Source organism: Pseudomonas sp. 008, from assembly GCF_016861935.1.
GTDB lineage: Bacteria > Pseudomonadota > Gammaproteobacteria > Pseudomonadales > Pseudomonadaceae > Aquipseudomonas.
Window position 1 is genome coordinate 343,836 of record NZ_BOMA01000004.1, and the last position, 21,642, is coordinate 365,477.

At 61.3% G+C, this 21,642-nt stretch carries 16 protein-coding genes; 3 read left to right on the forward strand and 13 right to left on the reverse strand.

Annotation, left to right across the window (positions count from 1 at the left end; translation table 11 throughout):
- Positions 1–20: 20 nt before the first annotated feature.
- Positions 21–1,460 carry a cardiolipin synthase gene (gene cls / locus JUI81_RS10970; protein ID WP_204124249.1) on the forward strand — a complete coding sequence of 480 codons (1,440 nt, stop codon included), beginning with the start codon at positions 21–23 and terminating at the stop codon, positions 1,458–1,460.
- Here cls and cfaB read toward each other — a convergent pair.
- From cfaB to hflK (JUI81_RS10995), 5 genes are all read right to left on the reverse strand, one after another.
- Positions 1,457–2,641, reverse strand: coding sequence for a C17 cyclopropane fatty acid synthase CfaB (gene cfaB / locus JUI81_RS10975; protein WP_019580358.1), 1,185 nt, complete (start codon positions 2,639–2,641; stop codon positions 1,457–1,459). The genes cls and cfaB overlap by 4 nt on opposite strands.
- A 203-nt stretch (positions 2,642–2,844) precedes the next feature.
- Positions 2,845–4,755 (reverse strand): cation-translocating P-type ATPase, encoded by a 1,911-nt coding sequence (locus JUI81_RS10980; RefSeq protein ID WP_204124250.1) that lies wholly within the window; start codon positions 4,753–4,755, stop codon positions 2,845–2,847.
- Positions 4,752–5,810: a protease modulator HflK gene (hflK, locus tag JUI81_RS10985; protein WP_204124251.1), complete on the reverse strand. Its 1,059-nt coding sequence runs from the start codon at positions 5,808–5,810 to the stop codon at positions 4,752–4,754. The genes JUI81_RS10980 and hflK (JUI81_RS10985) overlap by 4 nt, the downstream gene beginning before the upstream one ends.
- Complete coding sequence (gene hflC / locus JUI81_RS10990; RefSeq protein ID WP_026331807.1) at positions 5,807–6,862, reverse strand: protease modulator HflC; 1,056 nt, start codon at positions 6,860–6,862, stop codon at positions 5,807–5,809. Before hflC ends, hflK (JUI81_RS10985) begins: the two co-directional genes overlap by 4 nt.
- The gene (gene hflK / locus JUI81_RS10995) at positions 6,859–8,823 is read right to left on the reverse strand and encodes a protease modulator HflK (protein WP_204124252.1); all 1,965 of its coding nucleotides are present in this window, start codon (positions 8,821–8,823) and stop codon (positions 6,859–6,861) included. Before hflK (JUI81_RS10995) ends, hflC begins: the two co-directional genes overlap by 4 nt.
- Before the next feature lie 211 nt (positions 8,824–9,034).
- Between hflK (JUI81_RS10995) and lpdA the strand changes: the two genes are divergently transcribed.
- Entirely contained in the window at positions 9,035–10,435 is a 1,401-nt protein-coding gene (lpdA, locus tag JUI81_RS11000) for a dihydrolipoyl dehydrogenase (protein ID WP_204124253.1), read from the forward strand.
- Positions 10,436–10,500: 65 nt separating this feature from the next.
- On the opposite strand, the gene JUI81_RS11005 is transcribed toward lpdA, so the two are convergent.
- The gene (locus JUI81_RS11005) at positions 10,501–10,974 is read right to left on the reverse strand and encodes an Lrp/AsnC family transcriptional regulator (RefSeq protein WP_019580354.1); all 474 of its coding nucleotides are present in this window, start codon (positions 10,972–10,974) and stop codon (positions 10,501–10,503) included.
- Between the two features lie 144 nt (positions 10,975–11,118).
- On the opposite strand from JUI81_RS11005, the gene JUI81_RS11010 reads away from it, so the two are divergent.
- Positions 11,119–11,748 carry a LysE family translocator gene (locus JUI81_RS11010; protein WP_019651261.1) on the forward strand — a complete coding sequence of 210 codons (630 nt, stop codon included), beginning with the start codon at positions 11,119–11,121 and terminating at the stop codon, positions 11,746–11,748.
- A 3-nt stretch (positions 11,749–11,751) separates the two neighbouring features.
- Here the strand turns inward: JUI81_RS11010 and JUI81_RS11015 are convergent, their stop codons facing one another.
- The 7 genes from JUI81_RS11015 to glmS form a co-directional block, all read right to left on the reverse strand.
- Positions 11,752–13,884: a hypothetical protein gene (locus JUI81_RS11015; protein ID WP_204124254.1), complete on the reverse strand. Its 2,133-nt coding sequence runs from the start codon at positions 13,882–13,884 to the stop codon at positions 11,752–11,754.
- Entirely contained in the window at positions 13,871–15,064 is a 1,194-nt protein-coding gene (locus JUI81_RS11020; RefSeq protein ID WP_204124255.1) for a DUF3142 domain-containing protein, read from the reverse strand. Before JUI81_RS11020 ends, JUI81_RS11015 begins: the two co-directional genes overlap by 14 nt.
- Before the next feature lie 129 nt (positions 15,065–15,193).
- Entirely contained in the window at positions 15,194–15,571 is a 378-nt protein-coding gene (locus JUI81_RS11025) for a DUF6124 family protein (RefSeq protein WP_204124256.1), read from the reverse strand.
- A 402-nt stretch (positions 15,572–15,973) separates the two neighbouring features.
- Positions 15,974–18,004, reverse strand: a complete 2,031-nt coding sequence (locus JUI81_RS11030; RefSeq protein WP_204124257.1) for a pyridoxamine 5'-phosphate oxidase family protein — start codon at positions 18,002–18,004, stop codon at positions 15,974–15,976.
- Positions 18,005–18,067: 63 nt separating this feature from the next.
- A complete protein-coding gene (locus JUI81_RS11035) occupies positions 18,068–18,694 on the reverse strand; it encodes a glutathione S-transferase family protein (protein ID WP_018927332.1) in 627 nt (208 codons plus the stop codon).
- A 131-nt stretch (positions 18,695–18,825) separates the two neighbouring features.
- The gene (locus JUI81_RS11040; RefSeq protein WP_028940081.1) at positions 18,826–19,728 is read right to left on the reverse strand and encodes a LysR family transcriptional regulator; all 903 of its coding nucleotides are present in this window, start codon (positions 19,726–19,728) and stop codon (positions 18,826–18,828) included.
- Positions 19,729–19,809: 81 nt separating this feature from the next.
- Complete coding sequence (gene glmS / locus JUI81_RS11045) at positions 19,810–21,642, reverse strand: glutamine--fructose-6-phosphate transaminase (isomerizing) (protein WP_019580348.1); 1,833 nt, start codon at positions 21,640–21,642, stop codon at positions 19,810–19,812.

A 21,642-nucleotide genomic window follows, 5' to 3' on the forward strand; every position in this document is an offset into this window, starting at 1 on the left:
TCAAGGAGCAAGACTGCCCCATGGATTATTTCGGACCGCATGTATTCGGTTATCTGATCGCACTGTTGCACACACTGGGCTCGATCGCCGCCATCCATGCCGTGTTGACCGTTCGGACCGCTCAGGGCTCGATCGCCTGGGCCCTGTCACTGCTGTTCATTCCCTACCTCACGCTGATCCCGTATCTGGTCTTCGGCCGCAGCACCTTCGATGGTTACATCAAGGCCCGACGGCAAGCCAACGAGGAAATGCGCAAGGCCATCTCCGAACTGAACTGGCGCCCCTGGGTAGAAGAGGCACTGGCTGCGCGTGCCTCCAGCGCTTACGCGTCTTTGCGGGCCATGCCGAAGCTGGGGCGCATGCCATGCCTGGCAAACAACGATGTGCGCTTGTTGATCGACGGCCAAGCCACGTTCGATGCAATTTTCGACGCCATCAGCAACGCCCGTAAAGCGGTGCTTATCCAGTTTTTCATTATCCACGATGACCGCCTCGGCCAACGCCTGCACACCCTGCTGACGAAGAAAGCCGCCGAGGGCGTGGCGATTTACTTGCTCTACGACCGCATCGGCAGCCACTCCCTGCCCCACGAGTATGTGCAACCGTTGCGAGATGCCGGTATCGAGGTCAAAGCCTTCGCCACCCGCAGCGGCTGGCTCAACCGCTTTCAGGTGAATTTCCGCAACCACCGCAAGATCGTAGTCGTCGACGGGCTTGTCGGCTTTGTCGGCGGGCTCAATGTCGGCGACGAGTACATGGGCGAAAAACCACCCCTGGCGCCCTGGCGCGATACCCACGTGCAAGTTCGCGGGCCGGTGGTGGCCTGCATGCAGGAGTCCTTCGCCGAAGACTGGTTCTGGGCAGCCCGCTCGCTGCCCCCGCTGATCCTGCCAGACGTTTATCCAGGTGACGGCGTGCTCTGCCAATTACTGGCCAGCGGCCCGGCGGATTCCTACGAAACCTGTTCGCTATTCTTCGTCGAAGCCATCCATGCGGCGACGGAACGCGTGTGGATCACCAGCCCTTACTTCATCCCCGACGAAGCAGTGTTCGCCGCGTTGCGACTGGCGGTGCTGCGCGGTGTGGATGTACGGATCCTGTTGCCGTCGCGGCCGGATCACCGGATCGTCTACGCCGCTTCCAGCCTTTATGCCTTCGAAGCCGTACGCGCCGGGGTGCGCGTGTTCCGTTATCAGCCCGGCTTCCTGCATCAGAAAGTGGTGCTGATCGACGACGAGATCAGCGCCATCGGCAGTGCCAACATGGACAACCGTTCGTTCCGGCTGAATTTCGAAGTGATGCTGCTGACGGTCGACAGCGGGTTTGCCGCCGAAGTGGCGCAGATGCTCAACAACGACTTCGCCCAGGCTCACGAAATCGCCAAAGAAGAAAGCCGGGAGACCCACCGCCTGCAACAGGTCGGCATGCGGATCGCCCGGCTTATTTCGCCGATTCTCTAGTTGTAGATGTCGTCGCGGGTCCACGGCAGTTCATGGCTGCCATCGGGATGGGCTTTCACCGCGAGGATTTGATGCAGGTTGATCCAGCCCCTGGCGAACGCATAGGCGCACCCCGCCAGGTACAACCGCCAGATCCGTAGCGCCTGCTCCGGCACCAGTTTGGCGGCGGCTTCCAGATTGTCTTCCAGGCGTTCGCTCCAGTGGTCCAGGGTCCGCGCGTAATGCAGGCGCAGGCTCTCGACGTCGACAATCTCCAGCCCCGCTTCGCTGATCTCGGCGGAGATCATCGACAGGTGCGGCAGCTCGCCGTTGGGAAACACATACTTCTCGATGAACTCACCAGCGCCGCGCCCGACCGGACGACCGTCGGTGTGTTTGGCGGTAATCCCGTGGTTCATCACCAGACCGCCCTCTTTCACCGCGCCGAACAAGGTTTTGCAGTATTCGGCCAGGTTGGCGTGGCCGACGTGTTCGAACATGCCGACGCTGACCACCTTGTCGAAACGCCCGTCCTGAGGCAGATCGCGGTAGTCGAGCAGTTGCAGTTCGATCTGGTCTTCCAGGCCTTCGGCTTTCACCCGCTCACGAGCCAAATCCAATTGCGCTTGGCTGAGCGTGATCCCGAACACCTTCGCGCCGAACTCCCGCGCGGCATACCGCGCCAACCCGCCCCAGCCGCAACCGACATCCAGCAGATACTCCCCTGGCTGCAAGCGCAACTTGCGGCACAGGTGGCGAAACTTGGCTTGTTGAGCCTGCTCAAGGGTTTCACTGCCGGTCTCGAAGTAGGCGCAGGAATACGCCATGTCGCTGTCGAGCCACAGCTGATAGAACTCGTTGGAAAGGTCGTAGTGGTAGGAGATGGCTTTGGCGTCGGTTTCCTTGTCGTGAACCAGGCGCACCGGTTGCGCATCGTCGTCTTCGCTGATCAGCGCCTGACTCCATTCATCGCAGACACGAATCACGTCGCTGATGGAGCCTTCCAGCTCCAGTTTGCCTTCGACGAACGCCGCCCCCAGCGCGTCCAGGCTCGGATGGGTGAACTGGGTAACCATGTGCGGGTCCTTGACCACAATGGTGACGCTGGGCGTCGGCCCCAGGTTGAACTCATGGCCGTCCCAGAGTCGCAAGCGAAGCGGTAACTGCAAATTCTGTAAGGCCGGTGGAAGTTGCGCGAGCATGAAAAGTCCCCCTTGTTTCAGACGTCAAATCTGAGGGTAGACCATCCTTGAAAAATAGCAGGCTATCGAATTAATAGCCTTTTTCTATTCCCGGTGTTGCCACCAACGGTAAAGCCCAGCCAACCGGCGAACCTTGTAATGACCCGCCTCTAACCTAAAAGACTACAAACCCGGCACACAGTTCTGAAAAGTTGAGTAGTCGCTCACACCTCATCCTTAAGCTTGAGTAGGGGTTCCTGAAAGCGTAGCAAACGCCCGGCATTACCGAGCACCAATAACGTACTCAAGTTGTGCAACAGCGCGGCAATCATCGCCCCGGCCGCGCCCAGCCAGCCGAATGCGGCAAAGGCGACAATCGCCAGGGTCCAGCCCAGACCGATGATTACGTTCACCTGTAAAGTCTGCCGGCATTGGCGACTCAGGCGCACACAGGTTCCGAGCCGGCGCAGGTCGCTGCCGATCAGTACGATATCGGCCGAGGCCAGCGCGATGTCCGCGCCGCCCGCGCCCATGGCCACGCCGACCACACCGGCCTTCAGCGCCAGGGAATCGTTGATGCCGTCTCCCACCACCATCGGCCGGAAACCGCTGTCGATTTCTTTCAACACGCGATTGAGTTTGTCCTCGGGCAAGGCCTGGGCTTCGACATCGCTGATGCCCACATCCCGGGCCAGCGTATGAGCCACGCTTTGTCGATCCCCGGTCAACAACAACTGACGACCCAGGCCCAGTTCACGCAACTCGCTCAGGGCAAACCGCGCCTCGGGTTTGACGCTGTCGGCGAGCAACAGCCAAGCGAGAAATTCACCGTTGAGTGCCAGCCCCGCAATCGGGCCATCGTGGCCGGGAACAGCTGAGGTGACGATGCCCAATTGCGCGAACAGCTCCGGACGACCGAGGGCCGCTTCGCCCTGCTCCGTCATCGCCACGACACCCAGCCCCTGACGCTCGCGAATGTCAGAGAGCAGCAGAAAATGTTCCTGAGTGACCAACCCGGCCAACGCGCGGCTGACTGGGTGGCTGCTGGCAGAACCAAGGCTGGCGGCGAGTTTCAGTACGTGACTGCGATCTTTCAGCGGACTGTCGATCGATTGCAGGCGCAAGGTGCCGAACGTCAGGGTTCCGGTCTTGTCGACCACCAACGACGTCAGGTCAGCCAATTCTTCGAGGAACGCCGAGCTGCGAATCAGAATCCCGTGCCGAGCAGCGACCGCCACCCCGGCAATCGCCGTGGCCGGTGCCGACAACACCAGCGCGCAAGGACAGGCCGCCACCAACACCGCAAGCATCGCCTGGGCATCGTTGGTGACGAACCAGGTCACGGCGGCCAGCAGCAACACCAGCACCATGTAGCTGCCAGCGTAGCGTTCGAGCAAACGGGTGATCGGCGGCTTGGAGCGTTCGGCGTTTTGCATCAGCGCGATGACTTTACCCAGTGTCGACTCGTGACCGGTGCGGGTCACTTCAATGCGCAACAAGCCATCAAGGTTGATCGCTCCGCCGAACACTGGCATGCCCACAACGGCCTCTATGGGCACCGACTCACCGGTGATCGATGCAGTGTCGAGGCTCGCCTGACCGGACAACACCCGACCATCGGCCGGCACGCGATCACCCGCACGCACCTCCACCAGGTCGCCGGCCTTGAGTGTGCCGTTATCGACTTCGACGATAGAGCCGTCAGCCTGAATCTTGCGCGCATGGCTGCGCGTCAGTTTGCCGAGAGCATGAATCGCTTCCTGGGAGCCAATCACGCTGCGCTCTTCCAGCACATGGCCGAAGATCATGATGATCGGCAGCAGTGCCGCAGTAAGCAGATCGCCAGTGGCCCAAGCGCCGAGCATGGCCAGGGCAATCAACTGATCGGTGATCCCGTGCAGGCTCGGATAACGCAGGCTGTACCACGCCGAACGCATGACCGGCACGGCCACCAGCAACGAAGCAAAACCCAGCAGCAATTGGCTGACCCCGGTCTGCTCCGGCAACGACCAGCGCCAGATCAGGCCGAGCGCAAGCAAGCCCAGCGCAAGCATGGCCAGGGTCAACTGGCGCGCGGCGCTACGTTGTTCAGCCGAGGACAACATGCTCGGCGCGGCGGCGGTTTGGGCAGTCATTGTGCAGCTCCCTGAATGATCAGGCGGGAATCGTCTTTCGGATCGACCGTCGTCACCGAACCAGCCTGACCGAGAATCTTCGGCATCCGCTCACGGTAAATACGCAGCAGCATTTGCGGGTCGGTGCCCTGCTGTTGCGCCTTGGCCAGGCTTAATACTGTGGCGGTGTCGGTGGAGGCTTTGGCCAGGCGTTCGCTGGCCTGGGCGTGAGCCACTTGCAGCGTGCGGTCGGCTTGTTCATTGGCGGACTGAGTCAGCTTCTCCGCTTCCGTGCGCGCATTGGCCACGGCCTTGTCAGCTTGCTGACTGGCAGTTAACACGGCGTTGAACGCGCTCACCGCCGGGCCGGGCAGACTCGATTGCACATCGACCCGCGCCACTTCAATACCCAAGCCCTGCCCGGTCGCCGTCAATTCGGCCAAGCGTTGATTGATGCCCCGCACCAGATCTCCGCGTAGACGTTCGCGACGTTCGGCAGCCTGATTGTCGGCACCGATCAGTTCCGGTCGAGCCACCAGAATGGTGTCCAGGTCTCGCGCCGCGGTGAGTGCCACGGCACTGCGCGTCACCAGTCGATCCAGGGCCGGCAACACATGCTCACCCTGAAGAACGAAGGCATAGGGCTCAGTGACTTTGTAGAACACCCGCACATCCAGCTGCACCACGCCCGCGTCACCGGTCAGCAGATAACCGGAGCCGGCGAGCGCATCGCTGATGGGTGTGGCGAAGCTCGCCACCCGGTCGGCCTGCAACGCAGCATCGGTGCGCAGCAGATTTTCCACCCGTCGCTCGATCACCCGGTCCGCTGCCGGCAACAAAACCACCTGCTCAAACGGTCGCGGCCACGCCAACAGCAAACCGGAGTTCTGAATGCGATCCAGTGCACCGAAGTGCAGCACCACGGCACGATTCTGCGGGTCGATCGGCCGCACATTGGAAAATGCCCACGCCAAAGCAGCCAGCACGGTCACGGCGTAAAGCGCGAGAAAAGCCAAGCGCCCGGCCTGAATCCAGGGGCTGCTCAATTCATTTGTTCCACGTGGAACCAAACTCATGGCTGCGACCCGGACTTGTTATCGAGCGTCGGTGGGCCGTCAACCAACACCCGGAACGGCGCCGCATCGGTGCGCAAAATCAGTTTGGTGCCCGGTGCGACGATGGTGCCCAAGGTGTCGAGCGAACGCAGCAAATTGTAGAGCTGCGGTGAGCCTGCGTAGGCCCGGCCGTAAATCTGCGCGGCTTCGACGCGGGATTGGGCTTCGATGTCTGCGGCCTTTACCGTCGCATCGGCTTGTACGATTCGCGCATCACGCTCGGCTGCGGAGCGGATTTGTGCAGCTTCGCGTTTGCCAATGGCTGTGCGCTCAGTGGCGATTGTTTCACGCTCGGCGCGCATACGATCGACCGTCGCGGTGAGTGTCACCGATGGCAGAGTCAAGCGCTCGATACCGACTTGCAGCACTCGCACGCCATAGGTGGTGAGCAACTGCTGATCGATCTGCTGACGCAGCTGCGCTTCGAAGTCGGCGATGTGCACCTGGTTGGCGTCGGTGTTCACCAGGTTGGCCAGGTCGAAACTGCTGGCCGTGGTTTCCAGCGCCGAGCCGACAAAGGTACGAATCTGCCGCGCGGCTTCATCGGGTTGATTCTGTACAGCGCGCATAAAACGCTGCACGTTGTCAGGGTCGCCCTGTACCTGCCAGGCCACGTAGGCTTGCACGATGATGCGCAGACCGTCGCGCGTGCCCACATCCTGCAAACCGCTGGAGGTGGTGCGCAGCCGCAGATCCACCGGGATCGCCGCCTCAAACGGCGCCGGCCAACGCCAGCCAAGACCCGGCTCCAGCAACACCCGCGATGGATTGCCAAAGCGCGTAATCACCGTGGCCTCCCCCGAGCGCACTTGCACCAGGCTCGCCGCCGCAATGGCAAAGGCCACCAGCAGCGCCGCCCAGCCCATTCGCCGCCACGGAAAAGGGCCAGCTTCGTGCGGATCACCGTGGTGGTGATGGTGATGATGACCGTGGTGATGCCCGCCATGGCCGTGATCGTGGCCGGCGTGGTCATCGTGGTCGTGATGATCGTGAGTAGGCGTCGACTGGCTCAATGGGCGGCTCCTGGCTGAGCGGTATTACGCGACGGCGCAGGGTCAGCCGGCAGCGTGAATGTACGTAGGTCGATGGTCGGCGCATTGCTGCTGCCACCCAGACGGTGATCGAGAACCAGCAGCTTGGCGTTAGCCAAACCCTGGGTCAGTTGGCTGAGGTATTGCTCCAGCACGAAGGCTTGGCCGGCACTGGAATATGCCTTTCGCTCAGCGGCAAATTTCAGGTCGGCGGCCTGAGCGCTTGAGTTGATTTCATGGGCACTGGCCGTGGCTTGATCGCGAGCGATGCTGGCCTGCAATTGCGCCTGGTTGGTCGCCTCCGCTGCGGCACCGCGCTCGCGGGAGATCAATGCCTGGGCGCCAATCTGCGCTGCTTGAACGCCGTGATAAGCATTGGCAGCCCCCGCTGGCGGATGAATGGCCTCGACCACCGTGGCGAGAATTTCCACGCCGCTGTCGAGTTTTCGCAGATCCGCTTGCACGGCGCGGCCGATTTCTTCAGAGAGCCCTACCCTGTCTTCGCCGAGCAAACCGTCGAGGGTTCTTGAGGCGAAGTCATGAACCAGAATCCGGCTGGCGGTGCTGCGAATCAGCGTCGGCACGTCGGCGCTGTTGTACGTCGCGGCCAGAGCCGCTTGATCGCTCAGACCGATGCGATAGACGAAGCGCACGTCCATATTGACGATCTGAAAGCTCTGCTTGTCGGCACGGCTGCTGGCAATCACCTGGGATTTGTCATTCACATGGCTGGCGTCCCACAAGCGATTGGCAATGGCCGGTGCCGGGCCTTCGGCAGGTTCGGCCGCGACCGGGGCCGATGCTTCGCCCACGCTGGTGGCCAATTCATGGACTACGCCGTTCTCGACGCTCAGCACGCGACCCAGCGGCCACGGCAAACCGGCGTGCAAACCGGGCCCAAACACTTCCACCGGTTTGCCGAAACGTTCGTAGATACCCCGCCCCTGCAGCGGTATTTCATGAATGCCGGTGAGCGACCAACCGACGATTGCCACCACCGCCAGCACCGGCAAAAACGCCCGGCGCATGTAGGTGAAGGCCCAGATTTGTCGCAGGTCGATACCGAAGCGATTGTGCAACTCGTGCTGCAATGCGAGCAGGGGCTGTGGCGGCCAGCGCAACATATCGGCGACGAAGCTTCGCGCCAGCAAGGTCGGTTCAAGCTGTTCACGACGGGGGCTGAACAGTGACAACACGGCGCGCAGCAACAACTCGATGGCGACCAGCCCCGGCAACAAGCCGATCAGCACCGCCAGACGCACCGGCCAGACGGCTGTTTCGCTGCCGAACAACAGACACAAGGCGCTGAGCACCAGGCCAATAATCGCGACCCGCGTCAGCTGCGCCAACGACCCGGCTTCAGGCCATTGGGCGACATTTTCCTGCGCCAGTTGCCGCTCCAGTACCAGCAAACCGAACGCCAGCAGCAACGACAACGCCGCGCCAACACTGGCCGATAATCCCAACGCAGCGGGTGGCAAAGCGAGGTTCCAGACCTGCTCGATGCTGTACAAACTCAACAACGCCCAGCCGCCAAGCCAGAGCGTCGGTGCACCGATCTGCCCCAGCAAGCGCAGCCAACGCTGACTGATGCCGTCCAGCAACCGCTCGTACCAACCTTCGGCGACAACGACTTCTTCAGTGATAGCCACCGGCACCAACTCGGCCGGATTCATCGCTCGTGCACGCCACTGCGTTACCCACCAGGCCGACTGCAGACCGGCGACCAACACCAGCAAACCGGCACTCTGATTGACCAGCAACGCGGGCCAGAGCGATTGCGGTGCAAACAGCCCGACAAAAAACGCCAGCACCAGCCCTGCGGCCGCCAAGGCACCCAAACCGATTGCCCATTGGCGCAATCGACGTCCTTGAACGACCGCCTGCTGAAAGCGCGGCAGCCCTGCTATCTGTGCTCCATCGCCATCGAGATCGACTTGCATACCACCCCAGCCATTGCTCACATCACAATTCGTTACGATATAACGAAAATGGTGAAATTTTCGTCCTGAATCGTTCTATCTAAAAGCGCTGAACCTGTCGCCAAGCTGAAGCCTTGACCGAAATGGAGAGAAACGCACATATTACGTTCGTAATTTTTTATTGAAGACTACTTTTTATCGATCCCGTCCCTCTCAATCCAGGAGTTGCACCATGAGCACCTATGACGTCGTGATTCTGGGCGCCGGCCCCGGCGGTTACAACGCAGCGATCCGCGCCGGGCAGTTGGGCTTGAAAGCGGCATGCGTGGAAGGCCGCGCCACCCTCGGCGGGACCTGCCTGAACGTCGGCTGCATGCCGTCCAAGGCATTGCTGCATGCCTCCGAGCTCTACGACGCGGCCATGGGGGCGGAATTCGCCAACCTCGGGATCGAGGTTAAACCTGTGCTCAACCTGGCTCAGATGATGAAACAGAAGGATGAAAGCGTCACAGGGTTGACCAAGGGTATCGAGTTTCTGTTTCGCAAAAACAAGGTCGACTGGATCAAGGGGTGGGGCCACATCGACGGGCCGGGCAGCGTCACAGTGACCGACAACCAGGGTGGCAAGATCCAGCTGAGCGCCAAGGACATCATCATCGCCACCGGTTCCGAACCCACTCCCCTGCCGGGCGTGGACATCGACAACCAACGCATCCTCGACTCCACGGGCGCGCTGTCGCTGGCTGAAGTACCGAAGCACCTGGTGGTGATAGGCGCTGGAGTGATCGGCCTGGAACTGGGTTCGGTATGGCGGCGCCTGGGTGCTCAGGTGACGGTCGTCGAATTTCTCGACCGAATCTGCCCGGGAGTGGATGCTGAAGCCGGTAAAACACTTCAGCGCTCATTGAGCAAGCAAGGCATCCGCTTCAAGTTGAGTTCGAAAGTCACCAGCGCCACCTCCTCGGCGAGCGGAGTTCAACTCAGTGTCGAACCGGCCGCAGGTGGCACCGCCGAGCTGCTGGAAGCCGACTACGTGCTGGTGGCTATCGGTCGCCGTCCTTACACCCAGGGCCTGGGGCTGGAGAACGTCGGCCTCGCCACCGACAAACGCGGCATGCTCGCCAACAAGGGCCACCGCACTGAGGCTGCGGGGGTCTGGGTGATCGGTGACGTCACCTCAGGGCCGATGCTCGCCCACAAGGCCGAAGACGAAGCCATGGCCTGCATCGAGCAAATCGTCGGCAAAGCTGGCGAGGTCAATTACGACCTGATCCCCAGCGTGATCTACACCAAACCGGAGCTGGCCAGCGTCGGCAAGACCGAAGAACAGCTGAAGGCCGAAGGTCGCGCCTACAAGGTCGGCAAATTCCCCTTCACCGCCAACAGCCGGGCGAAGATCAACCACGAAACCGAAGGCTTCGCCAAGGTACTGGCCGATGAGCGCACCGACGAAGTCCTCGGTGTGCACCTTGTGGGCCCGAGCGTCAGCGAAATGATTGGCGAATATTGCGTGGCCATGGAGTTCAGCGCCTCGGCCGAAGACATCGCCCTGACCTGCCATCCACACCCGACCCGCTCCGAGGCCTTGCGCCAGGCGGCGATGAACGTGGAGGGGATGGCGACGCAAATGTAGGTCAAAAGATCAAAAGATCGCAGCCTTCGGCAGCTCCTACGGGGCGCTGCGATCTTTTCGCTTTTTCAGTCAGGCAAATGCCCCAACGGCAACGCTCCCGGCGTCTTCACCGTGTGAATTGCAAAATTGCTGCGGATATCGCTCACGCCAGGCAATTTCAGCAATCGCCCGGTGAGGAAACGGTCATAGGCGCGCAAGTCCGGTACCACCACTTGCAGCAGAAAATCCGATTCCCCGGACACCAGAAACGCCGAAATCACCTCAGGCAATGCCGTCACGGCCAGGCGGAACGCTTCGGCTTGTTCATCGTTATGCCGTTCGACCTTGACCCCGACAAACACCGTCAGCCCAAGGCCCACTTCATCTCGATCGAGGTTGGCCTGATAGCCACGAATCACACCGGCCTCTTCCAGCATCCGGACCCGGCGCAAACAGGGCGAGGCCGACAAGCCGATCTCATCGGCCAGTTGTACGTTACTCAGGCGTCCGTCCCGTTGCAGCGCCGTGAGAATTTTGCGGTCGTAGGCGTCCAGTTTCATGTTTTGGCAGATCCTGATGGTTCGATCGTCACAAACTGGCAGGTTATGCCAAATATCGAAGCTTTAGAAGCTGACTACGCAACCACCTGCCCTGCCCCTCGGCCGTAGACTGAACCCACCAAATCGACAACGAATGGGGGCAACATGACAGAACTCTGGCTGTTTTTCATGGCATTGACAGTGGTCTACCTGTTGCCGGGCCCGGACATGATTCTGCTGTTGCAGACCGGCGCTCGTCAGGGCAAAGGCGCGGCGCTGGCCACGGCATTGGGGCTGGGCGTGGCGCGCGGTTGTCATGTGGCATTGGCGGCATTGGGTTTGGCGACGCTGTTCAGGACTGCGCCCTGGACTTTCGACGTGGTGCGCCTGGCCGGCGCCGCGTACCTGCTCTGGATCGGCATTCAGTGCCTGCGCACCACGATGCTGCCGAGCTTGAACGGTGCAGACGCAACGACTGCTAAACCACGGTGGCCGGAGGCGATCCAGCGCGGTTTGCTGACTAACCTGCTCAACCCCAAGGCGCTGCTGTTTTGCTCGGTGCTGCTGCCGCAGTTCATCAACCCTCAAGCCGGACCGGTGCTCGCACAATTTGCGACCCTCGGCATGATGCTGGTCGGCGTCGGCTTGCTGTTCGACAGCGCCTACGCGCTGGTCGGCGCTGCGTTGGGCCGTTGGCTGCAACGCAGTCCATCGGCCCAGCGGGTACAGCAGTGGTTGTTTGGCAGCCTGTTGATTGGTTTTGCTGTGCGGCTGACCTTTGTTCAACAAGCTTGAGCGTTATCGCGCTTTCCGACGGCGGCGACTGATCAACAACAGCGCCGCTGCCGTAACGGCCAACACGGCGCCGATCTGCAATGTTTTTTTGTAGGGTCGCAGCGTGGACCGCATAGCGTCGGTGACCTGGGTCACATAGCGCTTGTCGGCATTCTGGAAGTCCGGCTCCTGGCATTGATGACCGAAATCACCGGCCCAGACCACATAGGGCCCCTCCTCGACATAACGACGATAGAACGCGCTTTGCTCTTGCAGGTTGGTGCCCCACCCTGAGGCCTTGCATAGCACCGAAGCAAACGCCTGACTGCTGTGGGGCAGATGATCGGCGGCCTTACTCGCCAGAGCCGTGGCGACATAACGGTAATGGAAACGCTCATCAGGTTGCGCCACCGTAGCTTGCTGACGCTGCACTTCGCCCTCGGTCATCAGCGGTCCGACCTTGAGCTCCGGAGCTTCCAGGCTGTAATTGCCACCGAAGGTCACATAATCCGGGGACATCTCGTAGCCCAACAGCTCCATCCCATCGTAGCGAGCCAGCGTCGCGGCGTAGTAATAAGCGAATGCCTTGGAGGTCGGCCACCATTTGGATTCGGCCTCCTTGCGCAATTGCCCATACCATTTGGCCTTGGCCTGCAAATCCGCGTTGTCGAAGTAAGCCGGAGCCTCATCGTAACGCTCTTCACGCAATAAACGCCGCCCGAGCAGATTGCGCAGGCTCGCGGCCACCGGCAACGGCACATAATTGTCGCGATCCTGCTGGCTGAGCGGTGGCGGTGCCGGCACCTGGGTGTCGACGTACTGCTTGAGTTCATCGAGGGTCAGCACCCGCTCGGCCACGGTGGCCGCGTCGAACCAGTAGATACCCTGGCTGCGATAGAGCTGATCGAAGGCCTGCAGGTAATCCCCGCGTTGCAGGGCCAGAATCGCGCTTTCACCCTCGACCCGGCACTTGGGCTGGAGTGTTTCGTAATCCCAGTCGGGCGTGCGCCGCTCGCCCCAGGATTCGTTCTGCGGGAAGGCCTGGGCGGCTTTGGCATAGGCCGCCGCCGCAGCGTTTTTGTCGCCATCACGCACCGCCAGCTTCGCCCGCAACCACCACGCAAGGCCACCGTCACCAGCCTGTTCGAGGAAGGCTTTGGCGCTGGCGTAATCGCCCTGTTGATAATTCATCGCCGCCAGGCGATCGGCATTATCCAGACTGCCACGGGTGCTGCTTTGCAGCAGTTTGATCAGTTTCTGTTCGTTCGGCGGTTGATCACCGAATGACCAACCCAGCCGGCTGATCAACGACGCCGTCACCAGTTGCTGCACCGCTTTGCCCTTGAGCAACCCGGCCAGTTGCTCGTCAGGCATAGCGGCCAGATCGGCCATCAACAGCTTCAGCGAGGTGTAGCCCACCGCCGAGCCGTGAAGGTTCTGCGTGGCGTAGAGTTGGATGGCGTTGTCCCAGTCACCCGCAGTGCGGGCCACTCGCGCTTCTTCGCCGAGGCTGGCGACACCCAGTTCCAACGGGTCGCTGAAGCCGTCGATGCTCAGTTGACGGGTCTGCTCGAAGGCCTTGCGGGACTGAGCCAACAGGTCAGGGGTCGCGCCTGCCTCTGAACTCATGGCAAACAGCGCCCGGCCTAACGAGTACGCCGCCCAGGTGCTACGCAACGGGCGTTGTTCCGCCGGCAGCGCCAGCACTTTCTGGAAGTAGTCGGCGGCCAGGCCATGGTCACCGGCGCTGAACGCCACGGCGCCAGCCAGATAGAGCCTGTGCTCGGGTGGCAGATTCGCGCCTTGCTCTTCAACCTGACGGGCATCGGTCAGGCTGCGCAGTTGTTTCACCAGCGCTTGCTGCTCAGGCGTCAGACCGGCCTGTTCGGCGGTGTCGCGCTGACGAGTGTAATCGGGCGCATCGCCATAACCGTCCCCCGGAATGTTGGTGGCGGCGGTGACATTTTTCAGTCCCTCGATGGCATGCCCCAGACGGTTGATCTCAAGGTTGAAGTTGCCTTCCGGCAGTTCCGCCAGCGACTGGCCACGGTTGTCCAGCAGGCGCATGGGAAAGTCCGGCCCGCAGGCCAGCGCCGAACCCAATGGCAGGCTGAGGCTCAGGCAAAGCACATGGCGGGGCCAGTTACGGGTAAACATTCGAACCTCCTTGATCAATGTGTGCGCAGCGAGCCCAACCGATGGCGCGCTGCCCGCCGGCCGGGATTCGACCGTCACGCAGGCGGGTGAAGGTAAGCAGATCCGGGCGCTGTTGCAACGCATAACCGGCCAGCGCATCGGCGCCCTCGCAGCCCTGCACCGCCAGCGTCAGGCGTTCGGGCCAGGCACTGTCGAGGTTGCCTTGGTTGCTGAGGCTGATGTCATAGAGGCCGTCCTGCGCCGAGAGCTTCAGGCCCACACGACTGTCGAGCGTATCGCCACGCGCCACAGCGATTAGCGTGGTCAGGCTCCAGGCCCTGCGATCATTGGCCAGGGGCAGGCGAAACCAGATCAGCCCGGCCAGACGGGCCGGTGGATCGGCGCGCAACTCGGCGCCGAGCTTGCTCAGTTGCTGCGGGTCTGCCAGCAACTCCCGACGTTCGCCGCCTTGCTCGATGGGCACTTCGCTTTCCACGACCGGCGCGCCACCGGCTCCTGGCAACAGCGCCACGCCATAAGCCGGCAGCGCCAGATAAAACGGTTTCGATGTGTTGCGACTCCAGGCCCTGGCCCACTGCCGTGCCTGATCCGGGTCGAACAGCCCACGCCGCGGATCGCTCACCGCGTGCACCTGCAACACGCTGCTGTCGACTGTTGCCAGCAACGCCGGCAATTCAGAACTGTCGAGCCAGGCCGGCAACGCCGTGATGCTCAGCGGCAAGGACGCCGGCAGAACGCCACGCAAATGGGTGAGGAATTCGCGGTAGGCCGGTAACCGGGCGTTGCCCGCATCGTGGTCGATTTCCACGCCGGAAAGGATCAGCCCCTGCCCTTGCCAATCGCTGAGCACCTGCTGGATCTGCGCCGTGACCTCGTCCCGGTCCAGCCCATTGAGCTGGCCATCCAGACGAACCACCGCAATCAGCGGTCGGCCATCACGCTTGAGCAGCGCCGGATCGATCCGCGCCCGGCTCCAGCCAGACTGTGGAAATGCCTGCAAGGCCAGCACGCGCAAGGTCGAGAAATCGGTGCGGCTGTCGCGCAGCGCGGCGTCATGCGCCGGCGTCCATTGCCGTTGCCAGACATAGAGTTGCTGATCGAGCGGCGGCGCGTCCGGTTGCTCGCAACCGTTGAGCAACAACGCTGCCAGCAAAACGATCAAGCGTGTGAAAAAGACCATGAACACCAATCCCTGAAATGCAAAAAGGGCCTCCCAAGGCCCTTTGTCACTCTGCTCGTTACCCTACTCAGCTATCAGCTTGCGGGCAATGATCACCTGATTTTTCGCCATTACCGCTCCCACATCAAATCAGCTGTGTGGCGCAGGTTTTGGTATGGCGACGTTATCCAGCATCCGGTTCACCGCCAGTTCCGCCAGCATGACGATCTGTTGAATCGCCATCGCCGTATGCCGGTGCGGCCCTTGCAGATACCCCGCAAAATCACTCGCCATCACACTGGCCTGGGCCAACGATTCACAGGTGTGGGCCAACAGGTCTTCGTCTTTGATATCCGGTGCAACCATAAACATCGTGCTCGGCTTGCGGGCGACCGGTGGTTTGAGGGCTGAGGGGTTGAGGTAGTGATCGAGCGCGCGCTCGGCGGCTTCGTTGAGCTTTTTTGAATTTGGGGATTCGTAGGGGGAAGTGCTGTCCGCTTCGGGCGGATTTGGTGTCGGCTTAAACATGGCAAAGATCCTTAAAGAGATGGAGCTGCCATTTTTCGTTTTCCAGACGAAAGGGGTGGCAGCTGTACGCGGACTGGAAAAACCGGTAGAGGATCAAACCCGGCAGACCCGAAGGTCTCCCACGCACAGCCGCCATAACTGCAGAGCTGAAAAAGCGCCGCATTATGTCACCTGCTGTGATCCTATACTTCGGGTTTTCCAGGCCCGATCGCTGAATTGCCAACGACCCTCAAAGCCTATCCACTCCACTTCCCACCCGACAACCGTCAAAACCTGTCGGAAACATCCCCCAAAATCATCGTCTGTAGGACTGCCTGAAGATCAAAAGATCGCCGCCTTCGGCAGCGCCTACGCAGGATTCGTTTGCACCCTGTAGGAACTGCCGAAGGCGGCGATCTTTTTCTAAAGGTCGAGCACCAACGGCTGCGAACCCTGCGCCGGCACCGCACAACAAATCAGCACCTCACCCGCATCGGGAACCTCCGCCGGAGGCTGTGGATAATTCACCTCTCCGCTGATCAACCGGGTTTTGCAGGTCCCGCAAGAACCGCCGCGGCAACTGAATTCCGGGCGTAAGCCACGGCTCTCCGCCAACTCCAGCAAACTGCCGCCGTCCGGCTGCCAACGCGCTTCTTTGGCAGAGCGCTGGAACACGACGGGCACAGAAACGGTAGCGGCCGGCAATTGCTCGATGACCACCGCGTCCGGGTCCGGCTTGCGACGCAGCGTCGACGGGCCAAAGGTTTCGGCATGAATCCTTGAATCAGGGACATCCAGATCCCGCAGGCTGTCGTACAGACCCTGGGTAAAACTTCCCGGACCGCACAGGACAAAATCCACTTGGTCGTAGTCCTCCACCTCAAGAGTGGTCTTGAGCAAGTCGGCGTCGATGCGCCCTGTCAGGTCGTAATCTTCACCCTCACGGGCATCGGACTCCGGCTGACTGAGCAAACGCAGCACCCGCACCTCATCACCGAGACCGTCGAGCAGGCGATCCAGCTCAGGGCGAAACGGTTGATCGGCCAAGGTCCGCGAGCTCTGGAAGAACCACACAGGACGGATGCGCCGCGTGCGCAGGCCTTGATAAACCACCTCCCGCAGCATCGACAGCAGCGGCGTGATCCCCACGCCGGCAGCCAATAGCACCAGCGGCCGACGCTCATTCGGCGCCACGGTGAAATGCCCTTGAGGCGAGCGGGCTTCAAGCACATCGCCGACACGAATCTGCTCATGCAGGTGCGAGGACACCAGGCCTTCACGCTTCACGCTGATGCGGAAAAAGTCATCGGATGGCGCGCTCGACAAGCTGTACGTGCGGATGTGCACATCGCCTGCGATGTTGAACCGCAAGGGCAAATGTTGCCCAGCTTGAAACACCGGCAATCCGGCGCCATCGGCAGGCTCCAGATAGATCGAACGGATGTTGTGGCTCTCCCGCTCGATGCGCGTCACTCGCAGCGGCCGCCAGCGATTCCCCAGCGCCTGGGCTTGCAGGCGTGCATTCGCCTGCGCCCAGGTGCCGGTCAGCAGACTGGTGGGCGACACGCCGTCAAAGCGCCAGCGCAAGGCCAGTGCCGCGGGCCGACGCACCGCGTGCTCCACCTCGAATGTCCACAGCCGCTCGGCGCCTTGAAAGGCTTCGATCTGCGGGCCTTCGAGGATGACTTGCGTGCGACCGCTGAGGTGCAGCAAATCGCCCGAATCGAAATCGATGAACAGCAAACCGGCCCGAGGGTTGATCAGCAGGTTGCCCAAGGTATTGAAGAACAGGTTGCCGGCGAAGTCCGGGATGGTCAGGCGATTGCCTTCTATCTGGACGAAACCGGCCTGGCCGCCCCGATGAGAAACGTCCACCGAGCGCTGGCCATCGACGTCCACATAACTGGCGACAAAGAAGGTATCGGCGCTGGCGATCATGGCTTTGGCAGTGTCATCCAGCCCATTGAGATGCTGCGCAACACGGGTCGCCGGATCCGCCAATGGCACCGAGCGAAACTGGCGCAATTGAATGTATTGCGGGCAATTGCCGAAGGATTGCTCCACCGTCACCTCGAAGCCGCTCGCCGTTACAGCGCCGACTCGACCATTGAGACGATTGCGACGCCGGGTGTGCAGCTCGATACCGAGCAGACCGATCGCCGCCCCGTCTTGCAGTTGTGCAGGGTCGTCGCGACCGGGCAGGCAGCCGATCTGCAACAGCCCGGGCTCGGGGGACTTCGCAAAGCCCGGCGCCCCTTCAAGAATACTGGCCCAAGGGTTGCCGTCGGCATCCACCGCGCCGTACAGCATGAACGGCAGTTGCTGATAGAACGTGCGGTGCTGGTCCGGCATCTCGCCGCGAATCACCCTACGACCCAATGCCTCCATTCGCTCGACGACACCCACATGGGCCTGCAATTTTTTCTCGCCTGCGTGCCAAGGTGAACGTTCCATAACGGCTTCTCCCCTGCGCTCATCGCGCAATAAGAACGGCCCGACTGAATAGGGCCGTGAACATCAGGCAGTTTTTTGCAAACCGGCGATGGTGCGCGGCATGCCGACAAACCCTGGCAAGGCTTCAACGCGCGCCAGCCAGGCGCGGATGTTGGCGTAGTCGTCCAGCGACACATTGCCTTCCGGAGCATGGGCGATGTAGCTGTAGGCGGCGATGTCGGCGATGGTCGGCTCGCTACCGGCCAGATAGGCCGTTGCGCCCAGTTCCTGATCGATCACTTTGAGCCAGGTGTGAGAATAGGCGATCACCTCTTCAGCGTTGTAAGGCGCACCAAATACAGTGATCAGCCTTGCCCTGCCGGGGCCAAAGGCAATCGGCCCGGCGGCGACCGACAACCAACGCTGAACCTTGGCTGCACCGACCGGATCGGTTGGCAGCCAGCGACCGTTGCCATATTTTTGCGCAAGGTAGACCAGGATCGCGTTGGAGTCGGCCAGCACCATGCCTTGATCCTCAATTACCGGGACCTGGCCAAACGGGTTGAGCGCAAGAAAATCCGCTTGTTTGTGTGCGCCCTTGGCCAGATCGACGAAGATCAGCTCGGTCGGCAGTTGCAACAACGACAGCATCAGCTCTACACGGTGAGCATGGCCGGAACGGGGGAAGTTGTAGAGTTTGATGGCTTGCATGGTCGACTCCGCTGGGTGGTGGCGCCGCTCAGGAAAGATCAGCGCCGATGGAGCGCTATCTTCCATCCACAACCAAAGCAACAGAATAACCAGCAAACGCAATCCATTATTTCATCCAGTGCAATAAACCTTCAGCCGTGCAGGGCCGGGTGTTCGCGCAGCCCCTTCACCGCAAAGTCCACAAAACTGCGAACCCGCGTCGGGGCCTTGCGCCCACCCTGGTAGACCACATGAATGGGCAATGGCGGCAGTTCGAAGTCAGCCAGGACGATTTCCAGCTCACCGGTGGCGATCTTGCTCGCCACTTGATACGACAAGACTCGGGTCAATCCCAGGCCCATGGCGGCGGCAGTGATCGCCGCTTGATTGGCAGAGACCACCAGACGCGGCTCCGGACGAACACTGACCGGCTCTCCCGCCTCAAGGAACGGCCAGCTTCTGGGCTGCCCGATGGACGAGGTGGCGATGATCGGGGCGCGGCTCAAATCTGCCGGATGCCGAGGCCGACCATGGTCAGTCAGGAAACCGGGGGAAGCGCAGATCACCCGCCGCACTTCGCCCACTCGAATGGCATGCTGATTGCTGTCAGGCAACTCACCGATGCGCACAGCCACATCGATGCCCTCCTCGACCATGCTCACCACCCGGTCGACCAGCACAGCGTTGATGCTGACTTCAGGAAATTGAGTCAAGTAACCGACCATGAGCGGCGTGACGAACAAATCGCCGAACAATACCGGTGCCGTGATCGTCAGTTGCCCACGGGGTTGGGCATGGCTTCCGGCGGCCGAATCTTCGGCTTCCTGCACCTCGGCGAGAATTCTCCGACAGTCCTCCAGATAACGCTGACCTGCCTCGCTCAAATGCACGCTACGGGTGGTGCGCGTCAGCAACTGGGTGCCAATGCGCTGCTCAAGCGCCGCCACTGCCCGGGTAACGCTGGCTGCCGACATCCCCAAACGCCGCGCCGCCGCCGAGAAACCTTGGTCCTGGGCGACAGCGGCGAAGACCTGCATTTCCTGGAATCGGTCCATCGGGTATGTCCTTCGTTCAGGTAAAAAAAAATCGCAACCGTAGGCTGCGATTTTTATTGTTTTCGATCACCTGTGGATAACTTATTCCACCGTCACCGACTTCGCCAGATTTCGTGGCTGGTCAACGTCAGTGCCTTTCAACACTGCCACGTAGTACGAAAGAAGCTGCAACGGAATCGTGTAGAGGATCGGCGACAGGATGTCGTGGATGTGCGGCATGTGCACAACATGAGTGCCTTCACCGTTGGTCATGCCGGCCTGCTCGTCGGCGAAGACGATCAGTTCACCGCCGCGGGCGCGGACTTCCTGGAGGTTGGACTTCAACTTCTCCAGCAACTCGTTGTTCGGTGCCACGGTGACCACTGGCATGTCGTTATCCACAAGCGCCAGCGGGCCATGTTTCAGCTCGCCCGCCGGGTAGGCTTCGGCGTGGATGTAGGAGATTTCCTTGAGCTTGAGCGCCCCTTCCATCGCCACCGGGAATTGCGCACCGCGACCGAGGAACAGGGTGTGGTTCTTCTCGGCGAACAGCTCGGCGATTTTTTCCACAGTGCTGTCCATGGCCAGGGCTTCGCCCAGACGGGTCGGCAGGCGACGCAGTTCTTCCACCAGTGTGGCTTCGACGCCTGCGGCCAATGTGCCGCGAACCTGACCCAGGGCCAGGGTCAGCAACAGCAGGCCCACCAATTGAGTGGTGAAGGCTTTGGTCGAGGCCACGCCGATTTCGCGACCGGCCTGGGTCAGCAGCGTCAGGTCCGATTCACGCACCAGGGAGCTGATGCCGACGTTGCAGATTGCCAGGCTGGAAAGGAAGCCCAGTTCCTTGGCGTTGCGCAGCGCGGCCAAGGTGTCGGCGGTTTCGCCTGACTGGGAGATGCTCACGAACAGGGTATCGGGCTGCACCACTACTTTGCGGTAGCGGAATTCGCTGGCGACTTCGACCTGGCACGGAATGCCGGCCAGTTCTTCGAGCCAGTAACGGGCAACCATACCGGCGTGATAACTGGTGCCGCAGGCAACGATCTGTACATTACGCACCTTGGCAAACAGCTCGGCCGCTTGTGGACCAAACGCCTGGACCAGCACCTGATTCTGACTCAGGCGACCTTCAAGCGTGCGTTGCACCACGGCCGGTTGCTCGTGAATTTCCTTGAGCATGTAATGCCGGAACTCGCCTTTGTCAGCGGCTTCGGCACCGTCACGGTACTGAACGCTTTCACGCTCGACGAGCGTGCCGTTGATGTCCCAGATCTGCACGCTGTCGCGGCGAATTTCGGCGATATCGCCTTCTTCCAGGTACATGAAGCGGTCAGTGACCTGGCGCAGGGCCAACTGGTCGGAGGCAAGAAAGTTTTCACCCAGGCCCAGACCGATTACCAATGGGCTGCCGCTGCGGGCTGCTACCAGGCGATCCGGTTGCCGAGCGCTGATCACTGCCAGACCGTATGCGCCGTGCAGTTCTTTGACGGTCGCTTTCAGGGCCGCGGTCAGGTCAGGCTGCTCTTTGAGTTTTTCGTTGAGCAGATGGGCGATGACTTCAGTGTCCGTGTCCGAGGTGAACACGTGGCCCAGGGCCTTGAGTTGCTCGCGCAGGGCTTCGTGGTTCTCGATGATGCCGTTATGCACCACCGCAAGATCGCCCGAAAAATGCGGGTGAGCGTTGCGTTCGCATGGCGCGCCGTGGGTCGCCCAGCGGGTGTGGGCAATGCCCAGACGACCGACCAGAGGCTCTTCGATCAGCGCCTGTTCCAGTTCGCTGACCTTGCCCGGCCGACGCAGGCGCAAGAGTTTTTCATCGTTGGTGTACACCGCCACGCCGGCGCTGTCATAACCACGGTATTCCAGACGCTTGAGGCCTTCGAGCAGGATGGCGGTAATGTTCCGTTCTGCGACTGCACCGACAATTCCACACAT

Bases quoted from the DNA above. Each gene is read 5' to 3' on its own strand.
- cls (WP_204124249.1), top strand. From the start codon at position 21: ATGGATTATTTCGGACCGCATGTATTCGGTTATCTGATCGCACTGTTG.
- cfaB (WP_019580358.1), bottom strand. From the start codon at position 2,641: ATGCTCGCGCAACTTCCACCGGCCTTACAGAATTTGCAGTTACCGCTT.
- JUI81_RS10980 (WP_204124250.1), bottom strand. From the start codon at position 4,755: ATGACTGCCCAAACCGCCGCCGCGCCGAGCATGTTGTCCTCGGCTGAA.
- hflK (WP_204124251.1), bottom strand. From the start codon at position 5,810: ATGAGTTTGGTTCCACGTGGAACAAATGAATTGAGCAGCCCCTGGATT.
- hflK (WP_204124252.1), bottom strand. From the start codon at position 8,823: ATGCAAGTCGATCTCGATGGCGATGGAGCACAGATAGCAGGGCTGCCG.
- lpdA (WP_204124253.1), top strand. From the start codon at position 9,035: ATGAGCACCTATGACGTCGTGATTCTGGGCGCCGGCCCCGGCGGTTAC.
- JUI81_RS11005 (WP_019580354.1), bottom strand. From the start codon at position 10,974: ATGAAACTGGACGCCTACGACCGCAAAATTCTCACGGCGCTGCAACGG.
- JUI81_RS11010 (WP_019651261.1), top strand. From the start codon at position 11,119: ATGACAGAACTCTGGCTGTTTTTCATGGCATTGACAGTGGTCTACCTG.
- JUI81_RS11015 (WP_204124254.1), bottom strand. From the start codon at position 13,884: ATGTTTACCCGTAACTGGCCCCGCCATGTGCTTTGCCTGAGCCTCAGC.
- JUI81_RS11020 (WP_204124255.1), bottom strand. From the start codon at position 15,064: ATGGTCTTTTTCACACGCTTGATCGTTTTGCTGGCAGCGTTGTTGCTC.
- JUI81_RS11025 (WP_204124256.1), bottom strand. From the start codon at position 15,571: ATGTTTAAGCCGACACCAAATCCGCCCGAAGCGGACAGCACTTCCCCC.
- JUI81_RS11030 (WP_204124257.1), bottom strand. From the start codon at position 18,004: ATGGAACGTTCACCTTGGCACGCAGGCGAGAAAAAATTGCAGGCCCAT.
- JUI81_RS11035 (WP_018927332.1), bottom strand. From the start codon at position 18,694: ATGCAAGCCATCAAACTCTACAACTTCCCCCGTTCCGGCCATGCTCAC.
- JUI81_RS11040 (WP_028940081.1), bottom strand. From the start codon at position 19,728: ATGGACCGATTCCAGGAAATGCAGGTCTTCGCCGCTGTCGCCCAGGAC.
- glmS (WP_019580348.1), bottom strand. From the start codon at position 21,642: ATGTGTGGAATTGTCGGTGCAGTCGCAGAACGGAACATTACCGCCATC.